A 21,489-nucleotide genomic window follows, 5' to 3' on the forward strand; every position below is an offset into this window, starting at 1 on the left:
CAAATCCTTGCTACTTGTCCACCTCCGCCATCACAGGGTCAAGGCTGCCGAGCACGGCGATCATGTCCGCCAGATAGCGGGCGTTAGTGACGCCGAAGAGGGCCTGAAGATTGACGAACGAAGGTGCCCGCACCTTCATGCGGAACGGTTTTGGCGACCCGTCGCTGATGATGTAGAAGCCAAGCTCGCCCTTTGGCGCCTCGATCGCCGAATAGACCTCGCCCTTCGGCACCTTGAAGCCGTAGGCCGACAGGTCGAAATGCTGGATCAGCGCCTCCATCGAGCAGTGCACCCGATCCTTGTTGAGCGGGAAGGCGATCGTCGGATTGTCGATCTGGAACGGCCCCTCAGGCATCTGGTCGATGCATTGTTCGATGATCCTCATGCTTTCGCGCATCTCGTCGACGCGGCATCGCCAGCGTGCATAGCAATCGCCCTCGTTACGGGTGATGACGTTGAAATCGAGCCGGTCGTAGATCTCGTAGGGCTCATCGCGCCGGATGTCCCAGTCGACACCTGATGCACGCAGGTTCGGGCCGCTGAGGCCGAGATCGACAGCATCCTCGGCGGAGATCACGCCGATCCCCTTCGTGCGATTGAGAAACACCCGGTTATCTTCGAGCAGTCGCTCATAGTCGCGGATACGGTTCGGGAAAATGTCGCAAAACTCCCGGATCTTGGGGAAGAACCCGTCAGGCAGGTCCTCGCGCACCCCGCCAACCCGGCAGAAGGACGTGTGCATGCGCGCACCGGTGATCATTTCCAGGAGGTCCATGATCATTTCGCGCTCACGCATGACGTAAAGCAGCGCGGTCATGGCGCCGAGATCCATCGGCAGCGCGCCCGTGATCAGGAGGTGACCGGAGATCCGTGCCAGCTCGGCCATCATCACGCGGATATATTGCGCCCGGATCGGTGCTTCTATGCCGAGGAGTTTCTCCACCGCCAGCGCGAAGGCGAGGTTGTTCGAGGGCGGACAGAGATAGTCGAGCCGGTCCGTCAGCGGGAAAATCTGGGTATAGGTGAAACTCTCCGCCAGTTTCTCGGTGCCGCGATGGAGATAGCCGATATGCGGATCGACGCGGCCGACGAACTCGCCGTCCAATTCGAGGACGAGCCGAAGAACCCCATGGGTGCTGGGGTGCTGCGGACCGAGGTTGAGAAGCACTTCCCTGGTATTGAGCGCTTCACCCTCAGGCCTGCTGAGCTCGGTGACTTCGGTCATCTCAATGTTCCGGCGTAGAACGGCCTCCCTTACGGAATGTCCCTGGTGGCAAGGTCGGGCTGCGTTGGCGGCGGACCTTCGGCACCGAAGGGGTTCAACTTGTCCTTATAGCCCCTGAGAGGGAAATCCTTGCGCTGGGGAAAGCCCTCGAAGCCTTCCCACATGTAGATCCGGCGCAGATCGGGATGTCCCTCGAACCGGATGCCATACATGTCCCAGCCCTCACGCTCATGCCAGTTGGCGGTGCGCCAGACTCCCGTGACCGAAGACACTTCGGGAGGATCGCCAAGCCGGCACTTGATGCGGACCCGCCACCTGTTGGGCAGCGAATAGAGATGGTAGACCGCCTCGAACCGCGGCGTTTCGGGATAGTGATCAACCCCGCAAATGTCCGAGAGGAAATTGAATTGCAGCGCCGGATGCTCTTTCAGGAGCCGGCAGAACTCGACGATCTTTTCGGGCGGAACGGCAAAGGCGTCGATACCGTGCGCAGTGCCGAGGTCCTCGATTGTTTCTCCGAAGCGCTCCATGATCGGAGCGCGATTGAGGGACGGCCCCGCGCTCATGACGCTATAACCCGATCCAGAGGTGTGCCTGCGAGCGCCCGGGATCTCTTGATCTTTTCTTGAAGCAGCAAGAAGCCGTGCATCAGCGCCTCCGGCCGGGGCGGACAGCCGGGCACATGCACATCGACTGGCACGAAGGTTTCCGATCCCTGCACCACGGCATAGGTATTGTAGACGCCGCCCGAAATAGCGCAGGTGCCCATGGCGATCACCCAGCGCGGTTCCGGCATCTGGTCATAGAGCCGCCGCACGACGGGCGCGAATTTCCGGGTCACGGTGCCGGCGATGATCATGACGTCGGATTGTCTCGGCGAAGGGCGGAACACCACGCCGAACCGATCGAGATCGTAGCGGGCGCAACCGGCCGAAATCATCTCGATGGCGCAGCAGGCAATGCCGAAGGTCTCCGGCCACAGCGCTGATCTCCGGCTCCAACTGATGATGCTGTCGGCCGTGGTGAACAGCACGCTGTCGCGGATCGCGTTGTTTACGCCTCCCATTCCAGCGCTCCTTTCAGCCAGGCGTAGGCGAAGCCCACGATAAGCAGCACCATGAAGACGATCATCTCGACATAGCCGACCAGCCCGATCTCTTTCAGGACGACGGCCCAGGGAAAGAGGAACATCGCTTCGACATCGAAAACCACCAGCAGGATCGCGAGGATGAAGAACGGCACCCTGAAGCGGCCCGCCGCCGCCTCGCCCGCGGCGTCCATGCCGCATTCATAGGGCATGTTCTTGGCGGGGTAGGGATTGGATGGGCGCAGCAGCGAGGAGACGAACAACGTCACCCCCACCACCAGAACGACTCCGGCGACCATGAAAAGAACGGGCAAGAATTCCATTGCAGTCATATCACTGCACCGGTTGCCCACTGACCTCATCGCGAACCGGTAAATCGGTCACGCTACGGGGCGACTTGGGCAATCCTTCCTCCATCTTCAAGTCTATTCCGTCGGTGTGATCATTGCAAATCCAATCGCTCACCCGCCAAAGACCGAATCTTGGGCAAGCTTCAGAAACCACGACGGAAATAGGCCGATGCCGATGGTGCCGGCGGCGGTGACGGCCAGCGTTACGCGCACCAGGGGCGTCAACGCCGGGTCGAACGCCCTCTTCGGCTCGCGCATGTAGATCACCATGACGATGCGGATGTAGAAATAGGCGGCGATGGCACTGAGCAGCACTGCGATGACCGCCAGCATGACGAAACCACGCTCGACGAGGGCAACCAGCACGTAAAACTTGGCGAAGAACCCGGCCGTCGGCGGAATGCCGGCCAGCGAGAAGAGATAGAGCAGCATCAGAAGCGCCAGCCCCGGATGTGACTTGGCGAAACCCGCATAGTCTTCGATGACCTCGCCCGAGACATCGTCGTTCCGCATCATGATGACGGCGGCGAAAATGCCGAGATTCGTGAAAGCGTAGATCAGTAGGTAAAGCATCACGCTGGCGATCCCATCGGCCCCGCCGGCCGCTACGCCGAAAATGGCGAAGCCGGCATGGGCAATGCTGGAATAGGCCAGGAGACGCTTGAAATTATCCTGGACCAGCGCCACGAAGCTGCCGAGCGCCATCGTCACCACCGCAATGACGGCGACGATGATCCAGACGTTCGAGGCTGCGACCAGAGGGTTGAGGAACACCCGCAGGATCACCGCGAACCCCGCCGCCTTGGGGCCAACCGACATGAAGGCGGTGATCGTCGTCGGCGCGCCCTCATAGACGTCCGGCAGCCACATATGGAAGGGAACCGCGCCGACCTTGAAGACCAGCCCCGCGACGATGAAGACCACCGCCAGCAGCAATCCGGGATCGAGCGGATCGCCGGTCACCGCCGCAGCCATCCCGTCCAGTTGCGTCGTGCCGGTAAGCCCGTAGATCAGCGAAACGCCGTAAAGGAAAATCCCGGTCGAGACCGCGCCAAGGATCACGTATTTCAGTGCTGCTTCGTTCGACCGCCGCTCACGCCGCAGGAAGCCGGTCAGCACATAGGTGCAAATCACCATCAGTTCGAGGCCCACATAGATCGACAGGAGATCAGTCGCGGAGGCCATGATCATCATGCCCGAAAGCGCTAGGAGCAGAAGGACATAGTATTCGCTGCTCCCGATCCCTTCGATATCGGCATATTTTCGCGAAAGGAGGAATGTCAGAACGGTGGCAAGATAGAAAACGAACTTGAAGAAGACCGCGAAGCGGTCGGCGATGAACATGCCCGTGTATGCCGGCCGCACCTCGCTCGCCAGCATGAGTGTCGCCAAGGCGGCAATCAACACGACCGCGACCGACGCCCAGACAAGGAAATGTTCCTGTCCCTTTCGCACAAACTGTCCCAGGATCAGCAGGATGCAGGCGCCGGTGATCACCACGATCTCGGGCAGGCTTGCCAGGGCCGACTGGAAAAGCATGGCGGCGGTCATTGGCCGCTCCCCCTGCTGAGCACGTTCGTCAGCAGATGCTTCACCGAGGCATCGATGATGTTGAGAAAGGGTTTCGGATAGAGCCCAACCCAGAGGACGAAGACGGCCAGCGGCAGGATCGCAGCCATCTCACGGGCGCTCACATCGCGTATCTTCAACCTGGCGCCGGCACTGGCCGGGCCGAGCGCGACTTTCCCATACATGCCAAGCAGATAGGCTGCCGCCAGCAATGCACCCAAAACGGCGGCCGAGCCGGCGACCAGGTTGGCCGCAAACCCGCCTGACAGAACCAGCAACTCGCCCACGAACGAATTCGTTCCCGGCAGCGCCATCGACGACAGGGTAAACAGTGCCAGAAACGTGGTGTAGACCGGCGCCACCTTCATCAACCCGCCATAGTCGGCGATGCTGCGGGTGTGGGTCCGCTCGTAAATCAGCCCGACGAACAGGAATAGGGCGCCTGTCGTCACGCCATGATTGAACATCTGCAGGATACCGCCCTCGAGCCCGCGGAGATTCAGTGCAAAAATCCCCAGCGTCACGAAGCCCATGTGGCTGATGCTGGAATAGGCCACCAGCTTCTTCAGATCGTCCTGCGCCAGCGCGAGCAACCCGCCGTAGACGATCGCAAGCACCGAAAGCGCCAGCATCAGCGTCGAATAATACATCGATGCCTCCGGCAGCATCGGCAGAGAGAACCGCAGAAATCCGTAGGCGCCCATCTTCAGGAGCACTCCGGCGAGGATAATGCTGCCCGCCGTCGGCGCCTGCACATGGGCGTCCGGCAGCCAGGTATGGACCGGCACCATCGGCACCTTGACCGCAAAAGCGATCAGGAAGGCGAAGAACAGCCAGGACTGGATCCGGAACGGCAAGTCCTGCCCTGTCAAAGCGAGGATATCGAAGGTCCTGCCACCGTAGAAATAGAGCACGATGACGCCGATCAGGAACAGGAGGCTGCCCGCCAGCGTGTAGAGGAAAAACTTGATCGCCGCATAGACCCGACCCTCGCCACCCCAGACGCCGATGATGAGGTACATCGGGATCAGCATCGCCTCCCAAAAGACGTAGAAGAGGAACAGATCGAGCGCGCAGAAGACCCCGAGCATCAACGCCTGCATGGAGAGAAGGCAGATCATGAATTCCTTCACCTTGCGGTCGATCGCGACCCAGGAGGCGAGCACGCAGATCGACCCCAACAGTGCGGTCAGGAACACGAAGAGCGCGCTGATTCCGTCGATGCCGAGCGCATAATTGATCCCGAGCGCAGGCACCCACGGGCGCATCTCGGTGAACTGCATGGCATGGGTCGTGGTGTCGAATCCGACCAGCATGGCGATGCAGAGAGCAAGGTCGAGGACGGCGAAAGAGAGCGCAGTCCACCGCGCCGCATCGTCACCGCGCAGGAACATCAGAACCGCGGCCCCGGCGACGGGGGTGAATATGATGAAGCTGAGGAGCGGGAAGCCCATGGCACTCCTCTACCGCCACGCCACGACGAAGACGACGGTGGCTGCGATCAGACCGACGACCATTGCCAGCACGTAATGGGTTACGACACCCGTCTGGAGCCGCCTGAGCCGCCCGCCGCCGTGCAGGATCGCGTGGGCAACGCCGTTCACGACGGCATCGACGCCGGCAAGATCGAGCCGGAGTCCTGCCCGCGCCGCGCCATGCAGCAAGGGCAGCGCCGCGGTCTCGGAGACGTTGCTCACCGCCTGCTCATAGCGCGCCAGCGGCCTTTCGGCGAGCCACATGAAGGCCCGCGCACCCTTGCGGTAAAACCAGTCGGTGTCGAGGCTGATCGTCTTCTCGGGATCGAGCGCCCAGAGGAACAGCACGAACCCCAGGGCGGTGAACATCAGCAGCCCGAGGCTCTCCATGACGTGCAGGCCCGTATAGGGTTCGAAATCCACCGGATAGGGCAGAAGCGCATAAAGCGGCTGCGGGAACACCCCGATCGCAATGCAGAGCACCGCCGCCATGCCCATGGCAATCAGCATGTTGCGCGGCGGCTCCCGCGCCTCCAGTTTCCGGTCCGTCCCGAAGAACATGTAATAGGGAAGCTTGAGGCCAGTGTGCAGGAACGTTCCGGACGATGCCATCGTCAGTGCCAGCACCACCAGCGCGCGGTGATCTGCTCCTGCAGCCGCTATCACCATCGATTTGGTGACGAAACCCGAGAAGAACGGGAAGGCCGAGATCGCCAAGGCGCCGACCATGTAAAGCGCCACGGTCAGTGGCATGGTCTTGTAAAGCCCGCCGAGCTCTGTGAGTTTGCGTCGGCCGGTGACGTAGATGACGGCCCCGGCACCCATGAACAGCAGCGCCTTGTAGAGGATATGCGCGAAAGCGTGGCTGGCCGCTCCGTTCACCGCCATCTCGGTCCCGATGCCGATACCGGCGATCATATAACCCACCTGGCTGACGATGTGATAGGCGAGAAGCCGTCGGCAATCGTTCTCCAGCACCGCGTAGATGACGCCGTAGAGCGCCATGATGGTGCCGAGCCAGACCAGGAGCTCGGTCCCCGGAAACGCCCGCGCCAGCACATAGACGGCGGTCTTGGTGGTAAAGGCGCTCATGAACACCGCCCCGGTGACGGTCGCCTCCGGATAGGCATCGGTCAGCCAGGCATTGAGCGGCGGCACGGCCGCGTTGAGGATGAAACCGGCGAGGATCAGGTAGTCGCCGACCCCCATTCCCCCATTGGTGAGGCTCCCCGCGATCGGGCCGAAAAGCAGTGAACCGGTGGCGAGCCCGTGGGAAATGATGCCGCCGAGCAGGACGACGCCGCCGGTGATATGGACCATGAGATAGCGGAAGCCGGCCCGGATTGCCGGCCCACCACCCTGCGCGAAGACCAGATAGGCGGAAGCGAATGCCATGCCCTCCCAGAACAGGTAGAGGGTCAGGTAGTCACCGGCAAACACCACGCCAAGCGCGCTGCCGACATAGACGAATGCCGCCACGTGCTGGCCGGCATCCGTCAGGTGCAGCGCGTAGACCATGCCGATCAGCGCCATGATGGTGAAAACGGTGGCGAAGACGATGCTGAGCTTGTCCACCTTCGCGATCAGGATCTCCTGCCCGATGAACCGCGCTTCGCCATAGCTGCCCGGCTCCATCGCAAGCACGGCAAGGATCGCCAGCGTGGGGATCAGAAGGAGATAGGCCTTGCGGACCGACCCGCTGAGAAACGGGATCGGCAGGGCGCCAGGAATAAAGAGTAGAGCCGGATGGATGAAGTCAGTCATAATAGTCCTCGCGCCGCATCAGCCCGACCCGATGGCCGAGAAACTTGGAAACGAAGATAAGCAGGATGCAGGAGACGAAGCCGTAGACGGCCGACCAGCCCGGCAGGCTGTCCCACAGATATTCGGCGTGTTGGCGAGAAACCAGAAAGTCGGCGACGACGATCAGGACGAGCACGAGGTAGAATAGTCGGCGGCGCGGCCTCGCATATTGCTCGTCACCAAAGAAGTCGACGACACGCTTGATCATCTGATCGCTCCGTCTGCCAGGGTGAGAAAATAGCCCGGGAAAATGCCCATCAGCACCGACAGGATTGCCGTCGCGACCAGCGGAATGGTGACCAACGGAATTTCACGGACCGTCGTCCGGCTCTCCTCCTGCCTCTCCGGCTGGAAGAAGGCGGCATAGCTGACCGGCAGGAAATAGGCGGCGTTCAGGATCGAGCTCACCAGGATGACGACCAGGAACGCGGTCTCTCCCGCCGCCACGGCGCCCTTCGCCAGATACCACTTGCTGACGAAGCCCGCGGTTGGCGGCACGCCAATCATGCTGAGCGAGGCGACGAAGAATGCCCCCATCGTCCAGGGCAGCCTGCGGCCGATACCGGCCATGTCGCTGATGTTGCGCTTGCCGGACGCGCAATAGATCGACCCGGCGCAGAAAAAGAGCGTGATCTTGGAGAATGCGTGCGCCGCGATGTGGATGATCCCGCCGACCATCGCGACCGGCGACAATAGAGCCGCGCCCAGCACGATGTAGGAGAGCTGGCTGACCGTCGAATAGGCAAGCCTGGCCTTCAGGTCGTCCCGCGTCAGGGCGTAAACCGACGCCATCAGGATCGTGAACGAGGCCAGATAGGCCGTGGCGATGCCGAGGCCTAGCCCGCCCACCATCCCCGTGCCGAAGACATGGAACACCACCCGCAGCACGCAGAACACGCCCATCTTGACCACTGCCACTGCATGCAAAAGCGCGCTGACCGGTGTCGGCGCGACCATCGCGGCGGGCAGCCAGGCGTGCATCGGCATCACAGCGGCCTTGGCGAAGCCGAAAAGATAGCAGAAATAGACGACCGTCAGCAGCGCCGCGGAGGCATGGCTCCCGGCCAGCAGTCCCCCCGCGACAAAGTCGAGCGACCCCGCAATATGGTAGGTCAGCGCCAGTGCGGCGAGCAGCGCGCTTTTCGAGGCGCCCATCAGATAGACGAGGTACTTGTGGCTGCCCCTCCATCCCTCTTCGTCTTCGTGGTGGTAGACGAGCGGATAGGTAACGAGACTGAGCACCTCGTAGAAGATCACCAGCGTAAACAGATTGGCGGCGAAGGCGCCCCCGGCGGCGGCCGCAAGACTGCTGGCGAAGCAGGCGAAGAACCGGGTCTGCGCATGCTCGTTCAAATGCCGCATGTAGCCGATCGAATAGATCGCCGCCACGATCCACAGCAGCGACGAGACGGTGGCGAACACCATGCCGAGCGCATCGACCCGGAAAGCAAAGTCAATCCCCGGCAGAATTTCGAACAGGCGCAATTCGACCGTCCCGCCCGCCAGCACCGTGGGCGCCATCGACACGACAATCGCGAACATGGCGATCGCGGCCAACGGCGACACCAGATCGCGAAGTCTTTCGCGGTTGTTCAAAAGGAGAACTGCAAGGGCCGCCAGACCGGCGACGGTGATGGCAAGCAACGGCCGGATCGATACAACCGGGTCCAAAGCCGCTATCCTTTCATCACCGTCACGTCGTCGACCCTGAGGGTGGATTTGTTCCTCACGAGGGCGACCAGGATACCGAGGGCGACGGCAACCTCTGCCGCGGTGATTGCGATGACGAAGATCGCGAAGATCTGCCCGCGGAAATCGGCGTGGTAACGCCCGAAAGCGATGAAATTGATGTTGACCGAGTTGAGCAGCAGCTCCAGCGACATCAGGACGACTAGAATATTGCGCCTGAGCAGCACGCCCGCCGCTCCGATCACGAACAGGACCACGCCGAGCACGATATACCACCAGAGCGGAACCATCACCCCTGCTCCTTCCGCGCCAGCATGATGGCGCCGACCAAGGCCGCCAGCAGGATTACGGAGGCGGTTTCAAACGGCAGGAGATAGTCAGCGAAAAGTGCTGTGCCAAGCTGCCTGACGTCATCGCCGCCGCTGATAGTGACGGGCTCCATGACCGAAAAGCGGTCGCTCCAGAGCACCAGTACGAGCATCTCGACCCCGAGCAGGACGAGCAGTACCAGAGCCGGGAGGTTTCCGCCCGGCAAGAACCGCTGCAACACCGCTTCGCGCACATCGATCATCATGATCACGAACAGGAACAGGACCATGATCGCGCCGACATAAACGAAGATCTGGATGACTGCGAGCAACGGTGCCTCGAGCAAGACGAAGATTGCCGAAACCTGCAGGAAACACGCCATCAGCGCCAATGCGCTGTGAACCGGATTGCGCGCCAGAACCATCGTCAGGGCCGTGATCACGGATACCGTAGCGAACAGAAGAAAGAACCCCTGATCCATCGACGCCGACCCTCCGGCGCGAACTGTCACTCGGCGCGAGATGGCCGGATTTGAGATTGCGCCGCAACTTCAGATGCCTTCGCAAATTGTGCCCTACTATCGGATTTTTCACAAGATTATTGTCATCGGCGGAGCAAAACCAGGCCAGTCCGGATGTGGCGACATGCGCGTTGGGATCGCGTGGCTGGTGAAGAAACTTCTGCCTTATCTTTTGATAAATCTGGCGTATATTAGAGTGTATGAATATTGATCGGGTGACCGTTCTGCCCCGGAAGTTTTGCCGAGAGGCAATCCGTGTTTTCGCTTTGGCATTGATCTGGGGTTCGGCATTCCTGTTTTCCATCGCCCCGACAGCGGGCTCGGAACGCGTCGCTTTACTGCTGCGATTGAATGGCGCCGTCAGCCCGGCGTCCGCCGACTATGTGATACGCGGCATCCAGCTTGCCAACGATCGCAAAGTGGCGTTGATCGTCCTGCAAATGGATACGCCCGGCGGTCTCGATACGTCGATGCGGGACATCGTTCGCGCAATCCTTGCCTCATCTGTGCCAGTCGCGAGCTACGTGGCTCCGAGCGGCGCCCGCGCGGCCAGTGCCGGCACTTACATCCTCTATGCCAGTCATATCGCCGCCATGGCGCCGGGTACCAATCTGGGCGCCGCAACGCCCATTGCTCTCGGGGGGAGCGGACAAGACAGCGGCCAGAACGGCGACAGCAAGGAGCCACAGTCGCGCAACGCTGCAGAGGCAAAGGCAGTGAACGACGCTGCTGCCTATCTTCGCGGGCTGGCCGAGTTGCGTAGTCGCAACGCCGACTGGGCGGAAAAGGCGGTACGCGACGCAGCCAGCCTCTCATCAACTGCGGCCGAACGCGAAAAAGTCATCGATTTCGTCGCGGTCACCGTCGATGAGCTGATGGCGAAAGCCAACGGTCGCACGGTACGGGCAGGAGGAGCGGACATCCGGCTTGATACGACTGATCTCGCTGTCCAGAGCATCGAGCCTGACTGGAGAACACGCCTGCTTTCGGTCATCGCCGACCCGAATGTCGCACTCATTCTGATGGTCATCGGCATTTACGGCCTGATATTCGAGTTTCTCACGCCCGGAGCGGTTATCCCGGGAATGGTCGGCGGCATATGCCTGCTGCTCGGTCTCTACGCCTTGGCAATGCTGCCGGTCAGCTATGCCGGCGTCGGCCTCATCGTGCTTGCGGTTGCTCTCTTGGTCGCGGAGGCGCATGCACCGACATTCGGCGTCCTCGGTCTCGGCGGTGCGGTCGCCCTCGTCCTGGGCGCGACCATTCTGTTCGATACGGATGTGCCCGATCTGAAAGTGAGCCGGCAGGTCCTGGTTGGTATCAGTGTTTCAGCCCTTGCCTTCAGCCTCATCGTCGTTCGCCTTGCATTCGGCGCGCGCCGGCGTGCCGTGGTGACAGGTGCGGAGCAGATGATCGGGATCTCAGGGAAAGTCTCCAGTTGGACGGGCACGACCGGCTACATTGTCACTCATGGAGAGCGCTGGAGCGCCGCCTCAGCCGAACCGCTCACGGACGGAGACGACGTGACGGTCATTGCCAGAAATGGGCTAACCCTCGAGGTCACCCGTGATCCCAGCAAGAATCGGGGACCTGAAGAAAGCAAGGAGAAGCTGAGATGACCATGATTGGAGGTTTCATCTTCTATATCGTCGCAATCGTCCTGTTGCTGATCGTCCTGGCGAGCGCGATCAAGATCCTGCGCGAGTATCAGCGGGCCGTCGTCTTTACACTTGGCCGATTTACCGGCGTGAAAGGCCCCGGATTGATCCTGCTTGTTCCCTACGCACAGCAAATGGTGCGGGTCGACCTGCGCACGCGCGTGCTCGACGTCCCAAGCCAGGACGTCATCTCCCATGACAACGTTTCGGTTCGAGTCAGCGCGGTGATTTACTTCAGGGTCATCGATCCGGAGAAGTCGGTGATCCAGGTCGAGGATTTCATGGCAGCCACGAGCCAGCTTGCCCAAACGACGTTGCGCTCGGTGCTCGGCAAGCACGATCTCGACGAGATGCTCGCGGAACGCGACAGGCTCAACGAAGATATCCAGCGAATGCTCGACGCCCAAACAGATGCGTGGGGCATCAAAGTGGCCAATGTTGAGATCAAGCATGTCGACATCAACGAGTCGATGATCCGTGCGATTGCCAGGCAGGCTGAGGCAGAACGCGAGCGGCGTGCAAAAATCATAAACGCCGAGGGCGAGCAGCAGGCCGCGGCAAAGCTGGTGGAGGCGGCTGAAATGCTGGCCAGACAACCGATGTCAATGCAGCTGCGCTACTTGAGCACGCTGAACGTTATCGCCGGGGAAAACAATTCGACGATCGTATTTCCGTTCCCCATGGAACTCATTCATCTCCTGGACGGCAAGGCCGGCAAGCCAACGGAATGAGCAGGCATTCCGGCGCCCTGGCGCTCCCTCGTGGGCCGCGAATAACTCGACACCATTGACCATTTTTTTAGCAGTTACGGCTATGGTCGCGCCATCAGGCGTGACCTGGGGCGGGGATATCTTATGGCATTCATTGATCGACTGTTGCAGCGCATGCGGATCGTGACGAAGGTTCTCTTCTTCGTGGTGCCTCTGATCGTCCTCATCGCCGGCATCGGTCTCTTCGGTTATTTCACCGCCGGTACGCTCAAAGGCCAGATGACGCTCACCCGGCAGACGATCGACGCTCTTTCCAGTTTCCAGCAGCTGCGCTCCTCGCTGACGGCCTTTACCGACCTTCCGACATCGGCCACGCGCGATCGGCTGATCGCCGGCATCTCCGATCAGGAAAAGGGCGCTGCGACGCTCGATGCCATGCTCTCCGATTCCACGCAGAAGCAGCAGATCTCCGCGGTGCGCGAACTCGGCGGCAAGATGCAGGGTAGCGCCGACGCGCTGTGGGCAGTGTCGCAGGAGCGCACGAATACCGAACACGAGATCGATGACGCCGTGGCGCAGCTTTTCAAGGAAAGCCAGACCGCCCGCAAGCAGCTTGACGTTCTCCAGGATCAGGCGAACGGAAAGGAAGCCTTCGTCCGGGCGCTTCTTCTCGATGCCTCCGCATACAAGAATATCGCCCAACGCATTGCAAAATTGCGCAAGGCGACCGCGCAGGCAACTGCCCCGGCCGATATCGCTGGCGCTCTCGGCAGCCTCCTGCCGCCGCTCGTCAAGGAGATGGGCGCGAGCGCCGCTCTCGCCTCCGACAAGGCCCAAAGCCAGATTGCCGCGCTGAAACCGGTATTGGACAAGCTCGCGGCGATGGCCAAGGACAGCGCCAACCTGACGCTCGAAGGTTATGCTCCCGTCGACCAGGATCTTCAGGGCTTTGAGGAGAAGTTCGGAAAGCTCGCCTCCGGGAATGCCGATACCGCTATCGAGCGTTTTGTCGGCATGGATGCGAATATCGCCACACTTCGCTCGATGGTGGTGATCGTCAACACCGCTTTCAAATCGATCGATGATCTGCGCCTGCACCTGAGTGAACTGAACAGGCGGGTCGATGCCGAAGCGCGGGATGCCGTTCTCGCCGATCTCAAGGCGCTGCGCGAAAGCGCTGCACAGCTCGTCCCCTTGAGCGGGAAAAACGCCGCCTTGCAGGAACTTGCGAAAAAGATCGAGCCGTCCCTTGCTTCGATCGAAAAGGACAGCTCGCTTCTGATCTCGATCGCGGACCGGTGGCAGAAGAACAGAGAGGCCGCGAGCGAGCTGGTGGCCACGGCAAGCCATACGTTGGAACAATTCGTCAGCACGGCGCAGGAGAGCGGCAAGGAAATCAGCCAGCGCTCGGCCACGATGTCGCTCTCGGCGATGATTGCGGGCACCGTGCTGGCGATCATCGGCGCCCTGATGCTGATCGAAACGCTGCGTGGTCCGCTGAAGCGGATCACCCAGACGATGATGAGGCTTGCCGACGGCGATCTGAACGTGGCGATCGGTGACGGCAAACGCGGCGACGAGATCGGTGACATGATCCGCTCCGTAACCGTCTTCCGTGACCAGGCGCTGGAGAAGACCCGGCTGGAAGAGGTCGCCGAGACAAACAGGGCGCGTGACGAGCAGGAACAGGCCCGCCGCGCGGCCGAACAGGCGCGCATCGAGGCCGAACAGAGCGAGGCGCTGAGCGCCCTCTCGGATATGCTCGGCAAGCTTGCCAACGGCAATCTCGCCGCCGAGATGAGCGAGGATCTCGCCGCCGAGTATGTCGCGATGGCGCGGACCTACAATCACGCCATCGATGCGCTGCGCCTGACACTCGCCGAGGTTCGCAACACCACCTACGAAATCGCCGAAGGCAGCACCAACCTTTCGGGCGCAGCCGACGATCTCGCCCGCCGCACGGAGCAGCAGGCCGCCGCCCTTGAAGACAGCTCGCGCGTGCTCGGCGAACTCACCGTCAGCGTGCGGACGACGGCCGAAAACGCCAACCAGACATCGCGCTCGGTCGGCGAAGCATACCGCCAGGCGGAGCATTCCGCGGCCGTCGTCGCCAAGGCCGTCGACGCCATGGGGGCGATCAACCGGTCGTCGGAGAAGGTCAGCAGCATCATCGGCGTGATCGACGAGATCGCCTTCCAGACCAATCTTCTCGCGCTCAACGCGGGTGTGGAAGCCGCTCGTGCGGGAGAGGCGGGCAGGGGGTTTGCCGTCGTCGCGCAAGAGGTTCGCGAGCTTGCGCAGCGTTGCGCCACCGCCGCCCGCGAGATCAAGGACCTCATCTCCACCAGCGCGTCGCAGGTCGGCACGGGCGTCAAGCTCGTCGAGGAGACCGGCCAGGCGCTTTCTGTGATCATGGAGCACTTCACCTCGATCAACAAGCTGGTGCAGGTCATCTCGTCTGCCACGACCACGCAGTATAAGGGGATCGACGAGGTCAACAACGCCGTCCGCGACGTCGAGCACATCACCCAGCACAACGCCGCCATGGTGGAAGAAAACACCGCGGAAATTCATCGGCTCCGCCAGCAGGTGGAAGTCTTGAACGAAAGAATCTCGCACTTCCAGACCGCTGTCGCCGACAGCCGCAGGACGTCGCACGCGGCCGGCCGGCCGATGTCCTTGGCTTCCTGAAGCGACCTGCTTTCCGCATAAGCGGAGCCTGGGTGAAACCGAACGAAGCTTAAGGATTTCTACGCGCTTCAAGCGCCAGAGAGACGGATGCCGGCCTCGACCGGAGCTTCGATGCCGCAGGATAGGCGCAGTCCACGGCCACAGGCCCGGATGGCTCAGCCGATCGAGCGCAGCCCGAGATAGGCGGCCAGGCTGACGGCGGAAAGCGCGATCGTCAGCTTCGGCTTCGCGTCGTCAAAAGTGGCCGCCAGGAAAAGGCCGAGCATGAGAATGACGGATTTTGCCCAGAGGTTCTGATCGGAGACGGTGAAGGCGATCGTCCCCAGAAAGACGGCGCTGGCGACGATCGTCACCGGCGCGGATTTCTCGGCGAGATCGCCGCCTTGGAAATAGGGCAGAAGAAAACGCCGCATGCTCAAGCCGGAAGCCGCGCTCAGGAGAAGACAGGTCAAGACAAGATGCAACATGGGGCCGTCGCCGATCGATCTGCAGATGCGGCTGCGGATGCAAGCCCCATGCCAGCCGTAATCCCCGGAATCGTCATCGGCAGAGGCAATGACGCGGTCTGCATGGCTATTTGCTCGGCGTTGCGATCCTTTTTTCGGCAACTATTTCGCGCTTCGCGTGAGTGGCTCAATTATGTCGCAATACGACTTGAGTGGCGGCAATGGTTTTTATATAGAACTTCCCTCAACATTGGTCTTCTCATGCAACATCCCGTTCCCCCGAAGGTGGGACCGAGCCGCTTCCAACGCTTCCGCTTGTTTTCGCCGATCCTGGCCGGGGCGACCTTGCGGGAGCGATTGATTGCCTGCTTGGGCGCCTTGCTGGCCATCGGCCTCACCGGCATCATCAGCGGCTATCTCTTCGGCCAGGGGCCTCATCTTCCGCTGATCGTCGCGCCGATGGGGGCCTCCGCCGTGCTTCTTTTCGCGGTGCCGGCAAGCCCGCTCGCGCAGCCATGGTCGATCATCGGCGGCAACACCATTTCCGCGATGATGGGCATCATCGCCTCCTATTTCATCCGCGATCCGATCATCGCGACCGGCGTCGGCGTGTCGCTTGCTATTGGCGCAATGTCCTTCACGCGATGCCTTCATCCGCCGGGAGGGGCTGCGGCGCTGACCGCCGTCCTTGGCGGTCCGGTCGTTGCCGGCTGGGGCTTTCTCTTCCCCTTCGTGCCGGTCGCGCTGAATTCCTGCATTCTCGTCGGTCTCGGCTTCCTGTTCCACAAGCTTTCGAGGCGAAACTACCCGCATGTCGTTCCCAAGCCCGCGGAGAACACCCATCAGACCGTCGACCTGCCGTCTGCCGCCCGGGTCGGTTTCCGCGAGGAGGACGTCGATGCGGCTCTCGAAGCGCTTGATGAAACCTTCGATATCGATCGGGCCGACTTGAGCCGGCTGCTGCAGCAGGTCGAGCTGCAGGCGGTCATCCGCTCGAATGCCAAGATCAGGTGCGCCGATATCATGTCACGCGACGTGATCGCCGTCGGCGAAGTTTCCGAACCGGAGGCCGCACGGCATCTGCTCCTGAAGCACAATATCCGCACGCTGCCGGTAAAGGACCCGGAGGGCCGCCTCATCGGCACCGTCGGCTTGCGGGAATTGTCAACGAGCACCGATACGATCTCGGGCGCAATCTCAAGACCGGCGGTGGCAAGGCCTTCGGATGCCGCTCTTTCGCTGCTGCCGGTTCTGACGGACGGGCGCACGCATGCCGTCATCATCGTCGATGACGATTACCGAATTCTCGGGTTGATATCGCAGACGGATCTCCTGAGCGCCGTAGCGCGGCTGCTGCCGAGCGATAGCGCTGAGATCGCTGCCGTAGCTTGAGCCTACGGGCATCGTCCGAAATTCTACATGCGCGGCTGCGCATCTTCACGCAATCTTGTTGCTCTTCAGGACGTGCTCCATGCCGCTTTGTACGTGCCTGCGAAGAACCTCCTTTGCCCCTTCGCTATCTTTGCGCAGCGCAAGCTCGAGCAGCAGCTTGTGATCTTCGACGACCGCGTCGCCGCGGAAGCTCCTGGCCAGCAGGTGATAGCGGAGGAAGCGGTCGAAGACTGAGGAAAGGTTTGCCATCAACGTCGCCGAATTGCAGGCGGAAACGATTGCCTGGTGAAATTCCCAGTCATGGCGCACCCAGTCGATCGTGCGCGAGTCGTCGCCGGACAGCAGTCGCCGCTCCGCCGCTGCGAGCTTGTGATGCGCCGCGACGACCCGGCCTTCCCATTCCAGGTCGCCGGACGCGAATGAGAGATCCATCGCATGGGATTCCAGCACGATCCGCAGGTCGGCGAGTTCCATCAGTTCCCGGCGCGAGGCGGGAGAGACCTCGAAACCCCGCTGCCCTTCGGCGATCACCAGATTTTCGGTCGTCAGGCGGCTCAGGATCTCGCGCAGCGAAGAGACGCTGATCGAGTAACGTTCCTTGGCCTGTTCAAGCTTGATCTTTGTGCCGGGCGGCAAAATGCCGGCGATGATATCCTGTCTTACCTGACGGAAGACGACATCACCGATCGTTTCGCCTGCTTCGCCCAATCGCTCGATCACGGCTTCTCCTGATCTCATTGCGGGCCCTCGCGTGCGATCTCTCAACGCAGCGCATTGCGGGCGAGCGCATGTTCCACGCCGTCCTTGATATGAACGGTCAGAACCTGTTTCGCCATCTGCTGGTCCCGCCCCAAGGCAGCATCCAGAAGCTGCTGGTGTTCCTTGGCCGCGATTTCACCCCGATAGGACAATGCGACCATCTGATAACGCAGATATTTGTCGAAGATGACGGAATGCATCTCCATCAGAAGCTTCGACCCGCAGGCGGAAATCAGCGCCTGATGAAATTCCCAGTCATATCGTTTCCAGTCTTCCGCCTGGCTGGTGTCGCCTGATGCCATCACCCGTTCCATGCGGGAGAGCTTGTAGTGAGCCGAAACCAGACGCGCTTCCCATTCGACGTCGCCGTGTTCGAAGGATTGTTCGAGGGCATGGATTTCAAGCAGGAGACGAAGCGCCGCAATCTCCCTGAGATCGGTGGCCGATACGGGAGAGACCTCGAAGCCGCGCTGCCCCTCCGCAACCACCAGACCTTCGGACGACAGCCGGTTCAAAATTTCCCGAAGGGTGCTGACGCTGGTTTCGTAGGTCTCTTTGAGACTTTCCAGTTTCAGCTTCTGCGCCGGCGCCAGACGGCCGAAGATGATGTCCGCGCGGATGCGTCGGTAGCTGCTTTCCGCGACGGTTTCAGTGGTTGTATTCAGCAAGCGCGACTCTCGGATATTTTGTCGATCCTCCTATATAATTGCCGGCCTCCATCTTATTCAATCGGGTGCGGACACCTAAGGAAATTAATTTTTCTCAGAGGATCGCGGCAACGAAAGGTGTTTCACTTTTTCGGCAGTCCTTCCGGCCGCATCTGCTTCTTCAGGGCGGCAATGCGGAAGATGGCGTTCGGCGCGCCATAGCCGCGATAGTTCCTCCGCTCGACGATTTCGAAGAAGAAGCCCTCGCCATAGGTGCCGCTGTAGAGCTGAAAATATTCCCCGTGCTCGTCGCGGTCATAGAGTATGTTTTCAGCCTTCAACCGTTCGGTCAATTCGGGATCCAGGCCGAAACGGGCTTCGACATCGCCATAGTAGTTCGGCGAGATATGGAGCGGCCGGAAGCCGTTCTTGCGGAGCGCCTCGGCGGTGGCAAAGATATCATTCGTATCGAAAGCGAGATGCTGGATGCCCGATCCGAATTTTTCGGCGATGAAATGCCCGGCGAGCGTCCGCCGGTTTTCGGCGCCGTTCAGGGTGATGCGAAGCGAGCCGGATGCGTTTTCGATCACCTGGCTGCGCACCACACCGGCCGGATCGATGATATCGACCATCGGCGTTTTGTGAGTCTGGAAGATCGAGGTGTAAAAGAGCAGCCAGGTCAGCATCTCGTCATAGGCGACGGTCTGAGCGACGTGGTCGATCCGCAGGAGATGGGCAGGGGTAATTTCAGCCTCGTCTTCGGCAGGCAGGAAGTCGATTTCCAAAAAGCGGCCGAGATCGCTTTTGTCGTCGAGCAGATAGATCAATCCGCCGCCGACGCCCCGGATTGCCGGGATTTCCACTTCGCCGGCGGCGACGGGCTGGCTGAACGGCTCGGCATCGAGCGCCTCAGCCCGGGCGAAAGCCTGTTTCGCATCGTCGACGATCAGCGCCATCGCGTAGGCCGAGGTGCCGTGCACAGCAAAGGACGCATTGGCGAACCCCTTTTCCTCAGTGTTGACGATGAGGCGAATATCGCCCTGCTGGAAAATGCTGACCTTCTTCGAACGGTGCGCCGCCGTCTTGCGGAAGCCGAGCGTGCGCAAGATGCCGATGAGATCCGCGGCATCCTCCTCGTCGGTCGAGAACTCCACGAAACCAACACCTTCTACCGATGCCCGGTTGGGCATGGCTGCGACGGTGAGACTTTCCGTGCTGGGAGCCCGGCGCACCTGATCGCCGAGATAGATCAGCGAACGATGGCCGTCTGCCGCGATCGAACGGGCTTGCCCGCCGCGGAACTGGTCGTTGAAGATCTCCAGTGAGAAATAGCCGTCATAGCCGGTGGCGGCGACGGCGGCGGTGAAGTCCGTGACCGACAGGTCACCTTCACCCGGCATATTGCGGAAATGCCTTGACCAGTAGAGCAGGTCCATGTCGATCAGCGGCGCATCGGCGAGTTGCACGATGAAGATCTTGTCCTTCGGAATGGAGCGGATCGAATTGATGTCGATCTTGCGCGACAGTGTGTGAAAGCTGTCGAGGATCAGTCCGACATTCGAATGGCCGGCCCGCCGCACGATTTCCCAGGCGTCGCGATGGTCGTTGATATGCTTGCCCCAGGCGAGTGCTTCGTAACCAACCCGCAGGCCGCGCTTCGCCGCCCTTTCCCCGAGCTCGTAAAAATCCGCCGCCGCGCGGTCGATGCCGCCGAGGGAAACCGGCGAGACGTTGGAGCAGACCAGTACAAGATCGGTGCCGAGTTCCTGCATCACGTCGAACTTGCGTTCCGCCCGGTCGAACGTTCTCTGCCGATGAGAGGCCGGCATACCCTCGAAGTCGCGGAAAGGCTGGAAGAGGGTAATTTCCAGGCCGTGATCGCGCACCATCTTTCCCACATCGCCGGGACTGCCATCGAAGGCCAGGAAATCGTTCTCGAAGATTTCGACGCCGTCGAAACCGGCCTTGGCGATCGCCTCCAGCTTTTCGGGCAATTCACCGCTGATCGATACCGTCGCAATCGAAGTTTTCATGGCCGGTCCTCCTCCTCTTTGGAAAGCCTTTTTCCGCGTTTTGCGGGGCAGCGTGTTTCGTAATTTAAGTTTCGATATCCATGCCTAAACCAATTTCATCATATATTGTCGAAAAACTACGTTGATTTAAAGATGCTATTATGTCAGTTTTGCGTCGTCGTCAGCAAATGGAGTGCTGACAGGATCCCCCAGGGGATCACGAGAGGAGGAGCACGAAATGTTCGAATTCAAATTGGGGCGCCGCCATGCCTTGCTGGGAGCGGCAGCTCTTATGGCCGCATTTTCCATGGCGCAGCCCGCTGCCGCCGTCACGCCCGCCGAGATCAAGGCGAAAGGCAAGCTGGTCGTCGGCATCCAGGGTGACAATCCGCCGTGGGGTTTCGTTACCAGCGCCGGCAAGCAGGACGGCCTCGATGCCGACATCGCGACACTGTTTGCGAAGGAGCTTGGCGTTGAGGTCGAATTCGTGCCGCTTGAAGTCAATAACCGCATTCCGGCGCTGACCACCGGCCGCGTCGACGTGCTGTTCGCGACCATGGCCATGCTGCCCGACCGCGCCAAGGCCGTACAATTCAGCAAGCCCTATGTCGCCAACGCGATCGTGCTGATCGGTCCGAAGGACAAATCGATAAAGACCAACGAAGACATGGCCAACCTGACGATCGGCGTCGCCAAGGGCGCGGCACAGGACACCCAGGTCACGAAGAACGCGCCCGCTTCGGCGACGATCCGCCGTTACGACGGTGATGCGCCGAGCATTCAGGCACTGGCATCCGGTCAGGTCGAGGCTCTGGGGGGCAATATTTTCTACCTCGACCGCGTGGAGAAGGCCGCTCCCGGCAAGTTCGAGAACAAGCTCGAATTTCAGAAGCTCTACAACGGTGCCTGCACCCGGCTCGGTGAAAAGGAGCTCAATGCAGCTCTGAACACCTTCATCGACAAGATCAAGGCCGATGGCGAGCTTAAGAAGGTCTACGACAAATGGATGAAGGTCCCGGTTCCGGAATTCCCGGCGAGCCTGGAGGGCATTCCCTTCACCGTGAACTGATCCGCAGTTCTCAACCGTACTGACCACTTGCGAGGCCGCATCGTAGCGATGCGGTACCTGCACCGGTGCTGCGCAACG

Annotated in this window: 20 protein-coding genes; 5 read left to right on the plus strand and 15 right to left on the minus strand. The window is 60.9% G+C overall.

Annotation, left to right across the window (positions count from 1 at the left end; genetic code table 11):
• Positions 1-10: 10 nt before the first annotated feature.
• The 11 genes from nuoD to EFQ99_RS28270 form a co-directional block, all read right to left on the minus strand.
• Entirely contained in the window at positions 11-1,225 is a 1,215-nt protein-coding gene (gene nuoD, locus EFQ99_RS28220) for an NADH dehydrogenase (quinone) subunit D (RefSeq protein WP_126924456.1), read from the minus strand.
• Positions 1,226-1,254: 29 nt separating this feature from the next.
• The gene (locus EFQ99_RS28225; protein WP_126924457.1) at positions 1,255-1,791 is read right to left on the minus strand and encodes an NADH-quinone oxidoreductase subunit C; all 537 of its coding nucleotides are present in this window, start codon (positions 1,789-1,791) and stop codon (positions 1,255-1,257) included.
• Complete coding sequence (locus EFQ99_RS28230) at positions 1,788-2,291, minus strand: NuoB/complex I 20 kDa subunit family protein (RefSeq protein WP_003582024.1); 504 nt, start codon at positions 2,289-2,291, stop codon at positions 1,788-1,790. Before EFQ99_RS28230 ends, EFQ99_RS28225 begins: the two co-directional genes overlap by 4 nt.
• The gene (locus tag EFQ99_RS28235) at positions 2,279-2,644 is read right to left on the minus strand and encodes an NADH-quinone oxidoreductase subunit A (RefSeq protein ID WP_126924458.1); all 366 of its coding nucleotides are present in this window, start codon (positions 2,642-2,644) and stop codon (positions 2,279-2,281) included. The genes EFQ99_RS28230 and EFQ99_RS28235 overlap by 13 nt, the downstream gene beginning before the upstream one ends.
• Positions 2,645-2,773: 129 nt before the next feature.
• The gene (locus tag EFQ99_RS28240; RefSeq protein WP_126924459.1) at positions 2,774-4,213 is read right to left on the minus strand and encodes an NADH-quinone oxidoreductase subunit N; all 1,440 of its coding nucleotides are present in this window, start codon (positions 4,211-4,213) and stop codon (positions 2,774-2,776) included.
• The gene (locus tag EFQ99_RS28245; RefSeq protein ID WP_126924460.1) at positions 4,210-5,685 is read right to left on the minus strand and encodes an NADH-quinone oxidoreductase subunit M; all 1,476 of its coding nucleotides are present in this window, start codon (positions 5,683-5,685) and stop codon (positions 4,210-4,212) included. The genes EFQ99_RS28240 and EFQ99_RS28245 overlap by 4 nt, the downstream gene beginning before the upstream one ends.
• Positions 5,686-5,694: 9 nt before the next feature.
• The gene (locus EFQ99_RS28250) at positions 5,695-7,470 is read right to left on the minus strand and encodes a Na(+)/H(+) antiporter subunit D (protein WP_126924461.1); all 1,776 of its coding nucleotides are present in this window, start codon (positions 7,468-7,470) and stop codon (positions 5,695-5,697) included.
• Positions 7,463-7,717 (minus strand): hypothetical protein, encoded by a 255-nt coding sequence (locus EFQ99_RS28255; RefSeq protein ID WP_126924462.1) that lies wholly within the window; start codon positions 7,715-7,717, stop codon positions 7,463-7,465. Before EFQ99_RS28255 ends, EFQ99_RS28250 begins: the two co-directional genes overlap by 8 nt.
• Positions 7,714-9,180 carry a monovalent cation/H+ antiporter subunit D family protein gene (locus tag EFQ99_RS28260; RefSeq protein ID WP_126924463.1) on the minus strand — a complete coding sequence of 489 codons (1,467 nt, stop codon included), beginning with the start codon at positions 9,178-9,180 and terminating at the stop codon, positions 7,714-7,716. Before EFQ99_RS28260 ends, EFQ99_RS28255 begins: the two co-directional genes overlap by 4 nt.
• Before the next feature lie 5 nt (positions 9,181-9,185).
• Positions 9,186-9,488 carry an NADH-quinone oxidoreductase subunit NuoK gene (gene nuoK / locus EFQ99_RS28265; RefSeq protein WP_008522864.1) on the minus strand — a complete coding sequence of 101 codons (303 nt, stop codon included), beginning with the start codon at positions 9,486-9,488 and terminating at the stop codon, positions 9,186-9,188.
• Entirely contained in the window at positions 9,488-9,988 is a 501-nt protein-coding gene (locus EFQ99_RS28270) for an NADH-quinone oxidoreductase subunit J (protein ID WP_126924464.1), read from the minus strand. The genes nuoK and EFQ99_RS28270 overlap by 1 nt, the downstream gene beginning before the upstream one ends.
• A 239-nt stretch (positions 9,989-10,227) precedes the next feature.
• Here EFQ99_RS28270 and EFQ99_RS28275 point away from each other — a divergent pair, with 239 nt between their 5' ends.
• The 3 genes from EFQ99_RS28275 (at position 10,228) to EFQ99_RS28285 (ending at position 15,086) form a co-directional block, all read left to right on the plus strand.
• Entirely contained in the window at positions 10,228-11,646 is a 1,419-nt protein-coding gene (locus tag EFQ99_RS28275) for an NfeD family protein (protein WP_126924465.1), read from the plus strand.
• Complete coding sequence (locus EFQ99_RS28280) at positions 11,643-12,416, plus strand: slipin family protein (protein ID WP_126924466.1); 774 nt, start codon at positions 11,643-11,645, stop codon at positions 12,414-12,416. The genes EFQ99_RS28275 and EFQ99_RS28280 overlap by 4 nt, the downstream gene beginning before the upstream one ends.
• 123 nt (positions 12,417-12,539) lie before the next feature.
• The gene (locus tag EFQ99_RS28285; protein WP_126924467.1) at positions 12,540-15,086 is read left to right on the plus strand and encodes a methyl-accepting chemotaxis protein; all 2,547 of its coding nucleotides are present in this window, start codon (positions 12,540-12,542) and stop codon (positions 15,084-15,086) included.
• A gap of 155 nt (positions 15,087-15,241) precedes the next feature.
• Here EFQ99_RS28285 and EFQ99_RS28290 read toward each other — a convergent pair whose 3' ends face one another.
• Positions 15,242-15,553 (minus strand): hypothetical protein, encoded by a 312-nt coding sequence (locus EFQ99_RS28290; RefSeq protein ID WP_126924468.1) that lies wholly within the window; start codon positions 15,551-15,553, stop codon positions 15,242-15,244.
• Between the two features lie 240 nt (positions 15,554-15,793).
• Here EFQ99_RS28290 and EFQ99_RS28295 point away from each other — a divergent pair, with 240 nt between their 5' ends.
• Positions 15,794-16,924, plus strand: a complete 1,131-nt coding sequence (locus EFQ99_RS28295; RefSeq protein WP_126924469.1) for an HPP family protein — start codon at positions 15,794-15,796, stop codon at positions 16,922-16,924.
• 45 nt (positions 16,925-16,969) lie between these two features.
• Here EFQ99_RS28295 and EFQ99_RS28300 read toward each other — a convergent pair whose 3' ends face one another.
• The 3 genes from EFQ99_RS28300 to EFQ99_RS28310 form a co-directional block, all read right to left on the minus strand.
• On the minus strand, positions 16,970-17,644 hold the full coding sequence (locus EFQ99_RS28300) for a GntR family transcriptional regulator (RefSeq protein WP_126924470.1): 675 nt from the start codon (positions 17,642-17,644) through the stop codon (positions 16,970-16,972).
• Positions 17,645-17,685: 41 nt separating this feature from the next.
• A complete protein-coding gene (locus EFQ99_RS28305) occupies positions 17,686-18,351 on the minus strand; it encodes a GntR family transcriptional regulator (RefSeq protein WP_126924471.1) in 666 nt (221 codons plus the stop codon).
• A gap of 122 nt (positions 18,352-18,473) precedes the next feature.
• Positions 18,474-20,363, minus strand: a complete 1,890-nt coding sequence (locus EFQ99_RS28310; RefSeq protein ID WP_126924472.1) for a bifunctional sugar phosphate isomerase/epimerase/4-hydroxyphenylpyruvate dioxygenase family protein — start codon at positions 20,361-20,363, stop codon at positions 18,474-18,476.
• Positions 20,364-20,580: 217 nt separating this feature from the next.
• Between EFQ99_RS28310 and EFQ99_RS28315 the strand changes: the two genes are divergently transcribed.
• Positions 20,581-21,411 (plus strand): transporter substrate-binding domain-containing protein, encoded by an 831-nt coding sequence (locus EFQ99_RS28315; RefSeq protein ID WP_126924473.1) that lies wholly within the window; start codon positions 20,581-20,583, stop codon positions 21,409-21,411.
• Positions 21,412-21,489: the final 78 nt, after the last annotated feature.

It is taken from the genome of Rhizobium vallis, assembly GCF_003985155.1.
GTDB classification, from domain to species: Bacteria; Pseudomonadota; Alphaproteobacteria; order Rhizobiales; family Rhizobiaceae; genus Rhizobium; species Rhizobium vallis.

Excerpts from the sequence above, each read along its gene's own strand:
- EFQ99_RS28240 (WP_126924459.1), bottom strand. The coding sequence starts at position 4,213 with ATGACCGCCGCCATGCTTTTCCAGTCGGCCCTGGCAAGCCTGCCCGAG.
- EFQ99_RS28230 (WP_003582024.1), bottom strand. The coding sequence starts at position 2,291 with ATGGGAGGCGTAAACAACGCGATCCGCGACAGCGTGCTGTTCACCACG.
- EFQ99_RS28295 (WP_126924469.1), top strand. The coding sequence starts at position 15,794 with ATGCAACATCCCGTTCCCCCGAAGGTGGGACCGAGCCGCTTCCAACGC.
- EFQ99_RS28280 (WP_126924466.1), top strand. The coding sequence starts at position 11,643 with ATGACCATGATTGGAGGTTTCATCTTCTATATCGTCGCAATCGTCCTG.
- EFQ99_RS28285 (WP_126924467.1), top strand. The coding sequence starts at position 12,540 with ATGGCATTCATTGATCGACTGTTGCAGCGCATGCGGATCGTGACGAAG.
- EFQ99_RS28235 (WP_126924458.1), bottom strand. The coding sequence starts at position 2,644 with ATGACTGCAATGGAATTCTTGCCCGTTCTTTTCATGGTCGCCGGAGTC.
- EFQ99_RS28250 (WP_126924461.1), bottom strand. The coding sequence starts at position 7,470 with ATGACTGACTTCATCCATCCGGCTCTACTCTTTATTCCTGGCGCCCTG.
- nuoK (WP_008522864.1), bottom strand. The coding sequence starts at position 9,488 with ATGGTTCCGCTCTGGTGGTATATCGTGCTCGGCGTGGTCCTGTTCGTG.
- nuoD (WP_126924456.1), bottom strand. The coding sequence starts at position 1,225 with ATGACCGAAGTCACCGAGCTCAGCAGGCCTGAGGGTGAAGCGCTCAAT.
- EFQ99_RS28225 (WP_126924457.1), bottom strand. The coding sequence starts at position 1,791 with ATGAGCGCGGGGCCGTCCCTCAATCGCGCTCCGATCATGGAGCGCTTC.
- EFQ99_RS28255 (WP_126924462.1), bottom strand. The coding sequence starts at position 7,717 with ATGATCAAGCGTGTCGTCGACTTCTTTGGTGACGAGCAATATGCGAGG.
- EFQ99_RS28270 (WP_126924464.1), bottom strand. The coding sequence starts at position 9,988 with ATGGATCAGGGGTTCTTTCTTCTGTTCGCTACGGTATCCGTGATCACG.
- EFQ99_RS28310 (WP_126924472.1), bottom strand. The coding sequence starts at position 20,363 with ATGAAAACTTCGATTGCGACGGTATCGATCAGCGGTGAATTGCCCGAA.
- EFQ99_RS28315 (WP_126924473.1), top strand. The coding sequence starts at position 20,581 with ATGTTCGAATTCAAATTGGGGCGCCGCCATGCCTTGCTGGGAGCGGCA.
- EFQ99_RS28245 (WP_126924460.1), bottom strand. The coding sequence starts at position 5,685 with ATGGGCTTCCCGCTCCTCAGCTTCATCATATTCACCCCCGTCGCCGGG.
- EFQ99_RS28275 (WP_126924465.1), top strand. The coding sequence starts at position 10,228 with ATGAATATTGATCGGGTGACCGTTCTGCCCCGGAAGTTTTGCCGAGAG.
- EFQ99_RS28290 (WP_126924468.1), bottom strand. The coding sequence starts at position 15,553 with ATGTTGCATCTTGTCTTGACCTGTCTTCTCCTGAGCGCGGCTTCCGGC.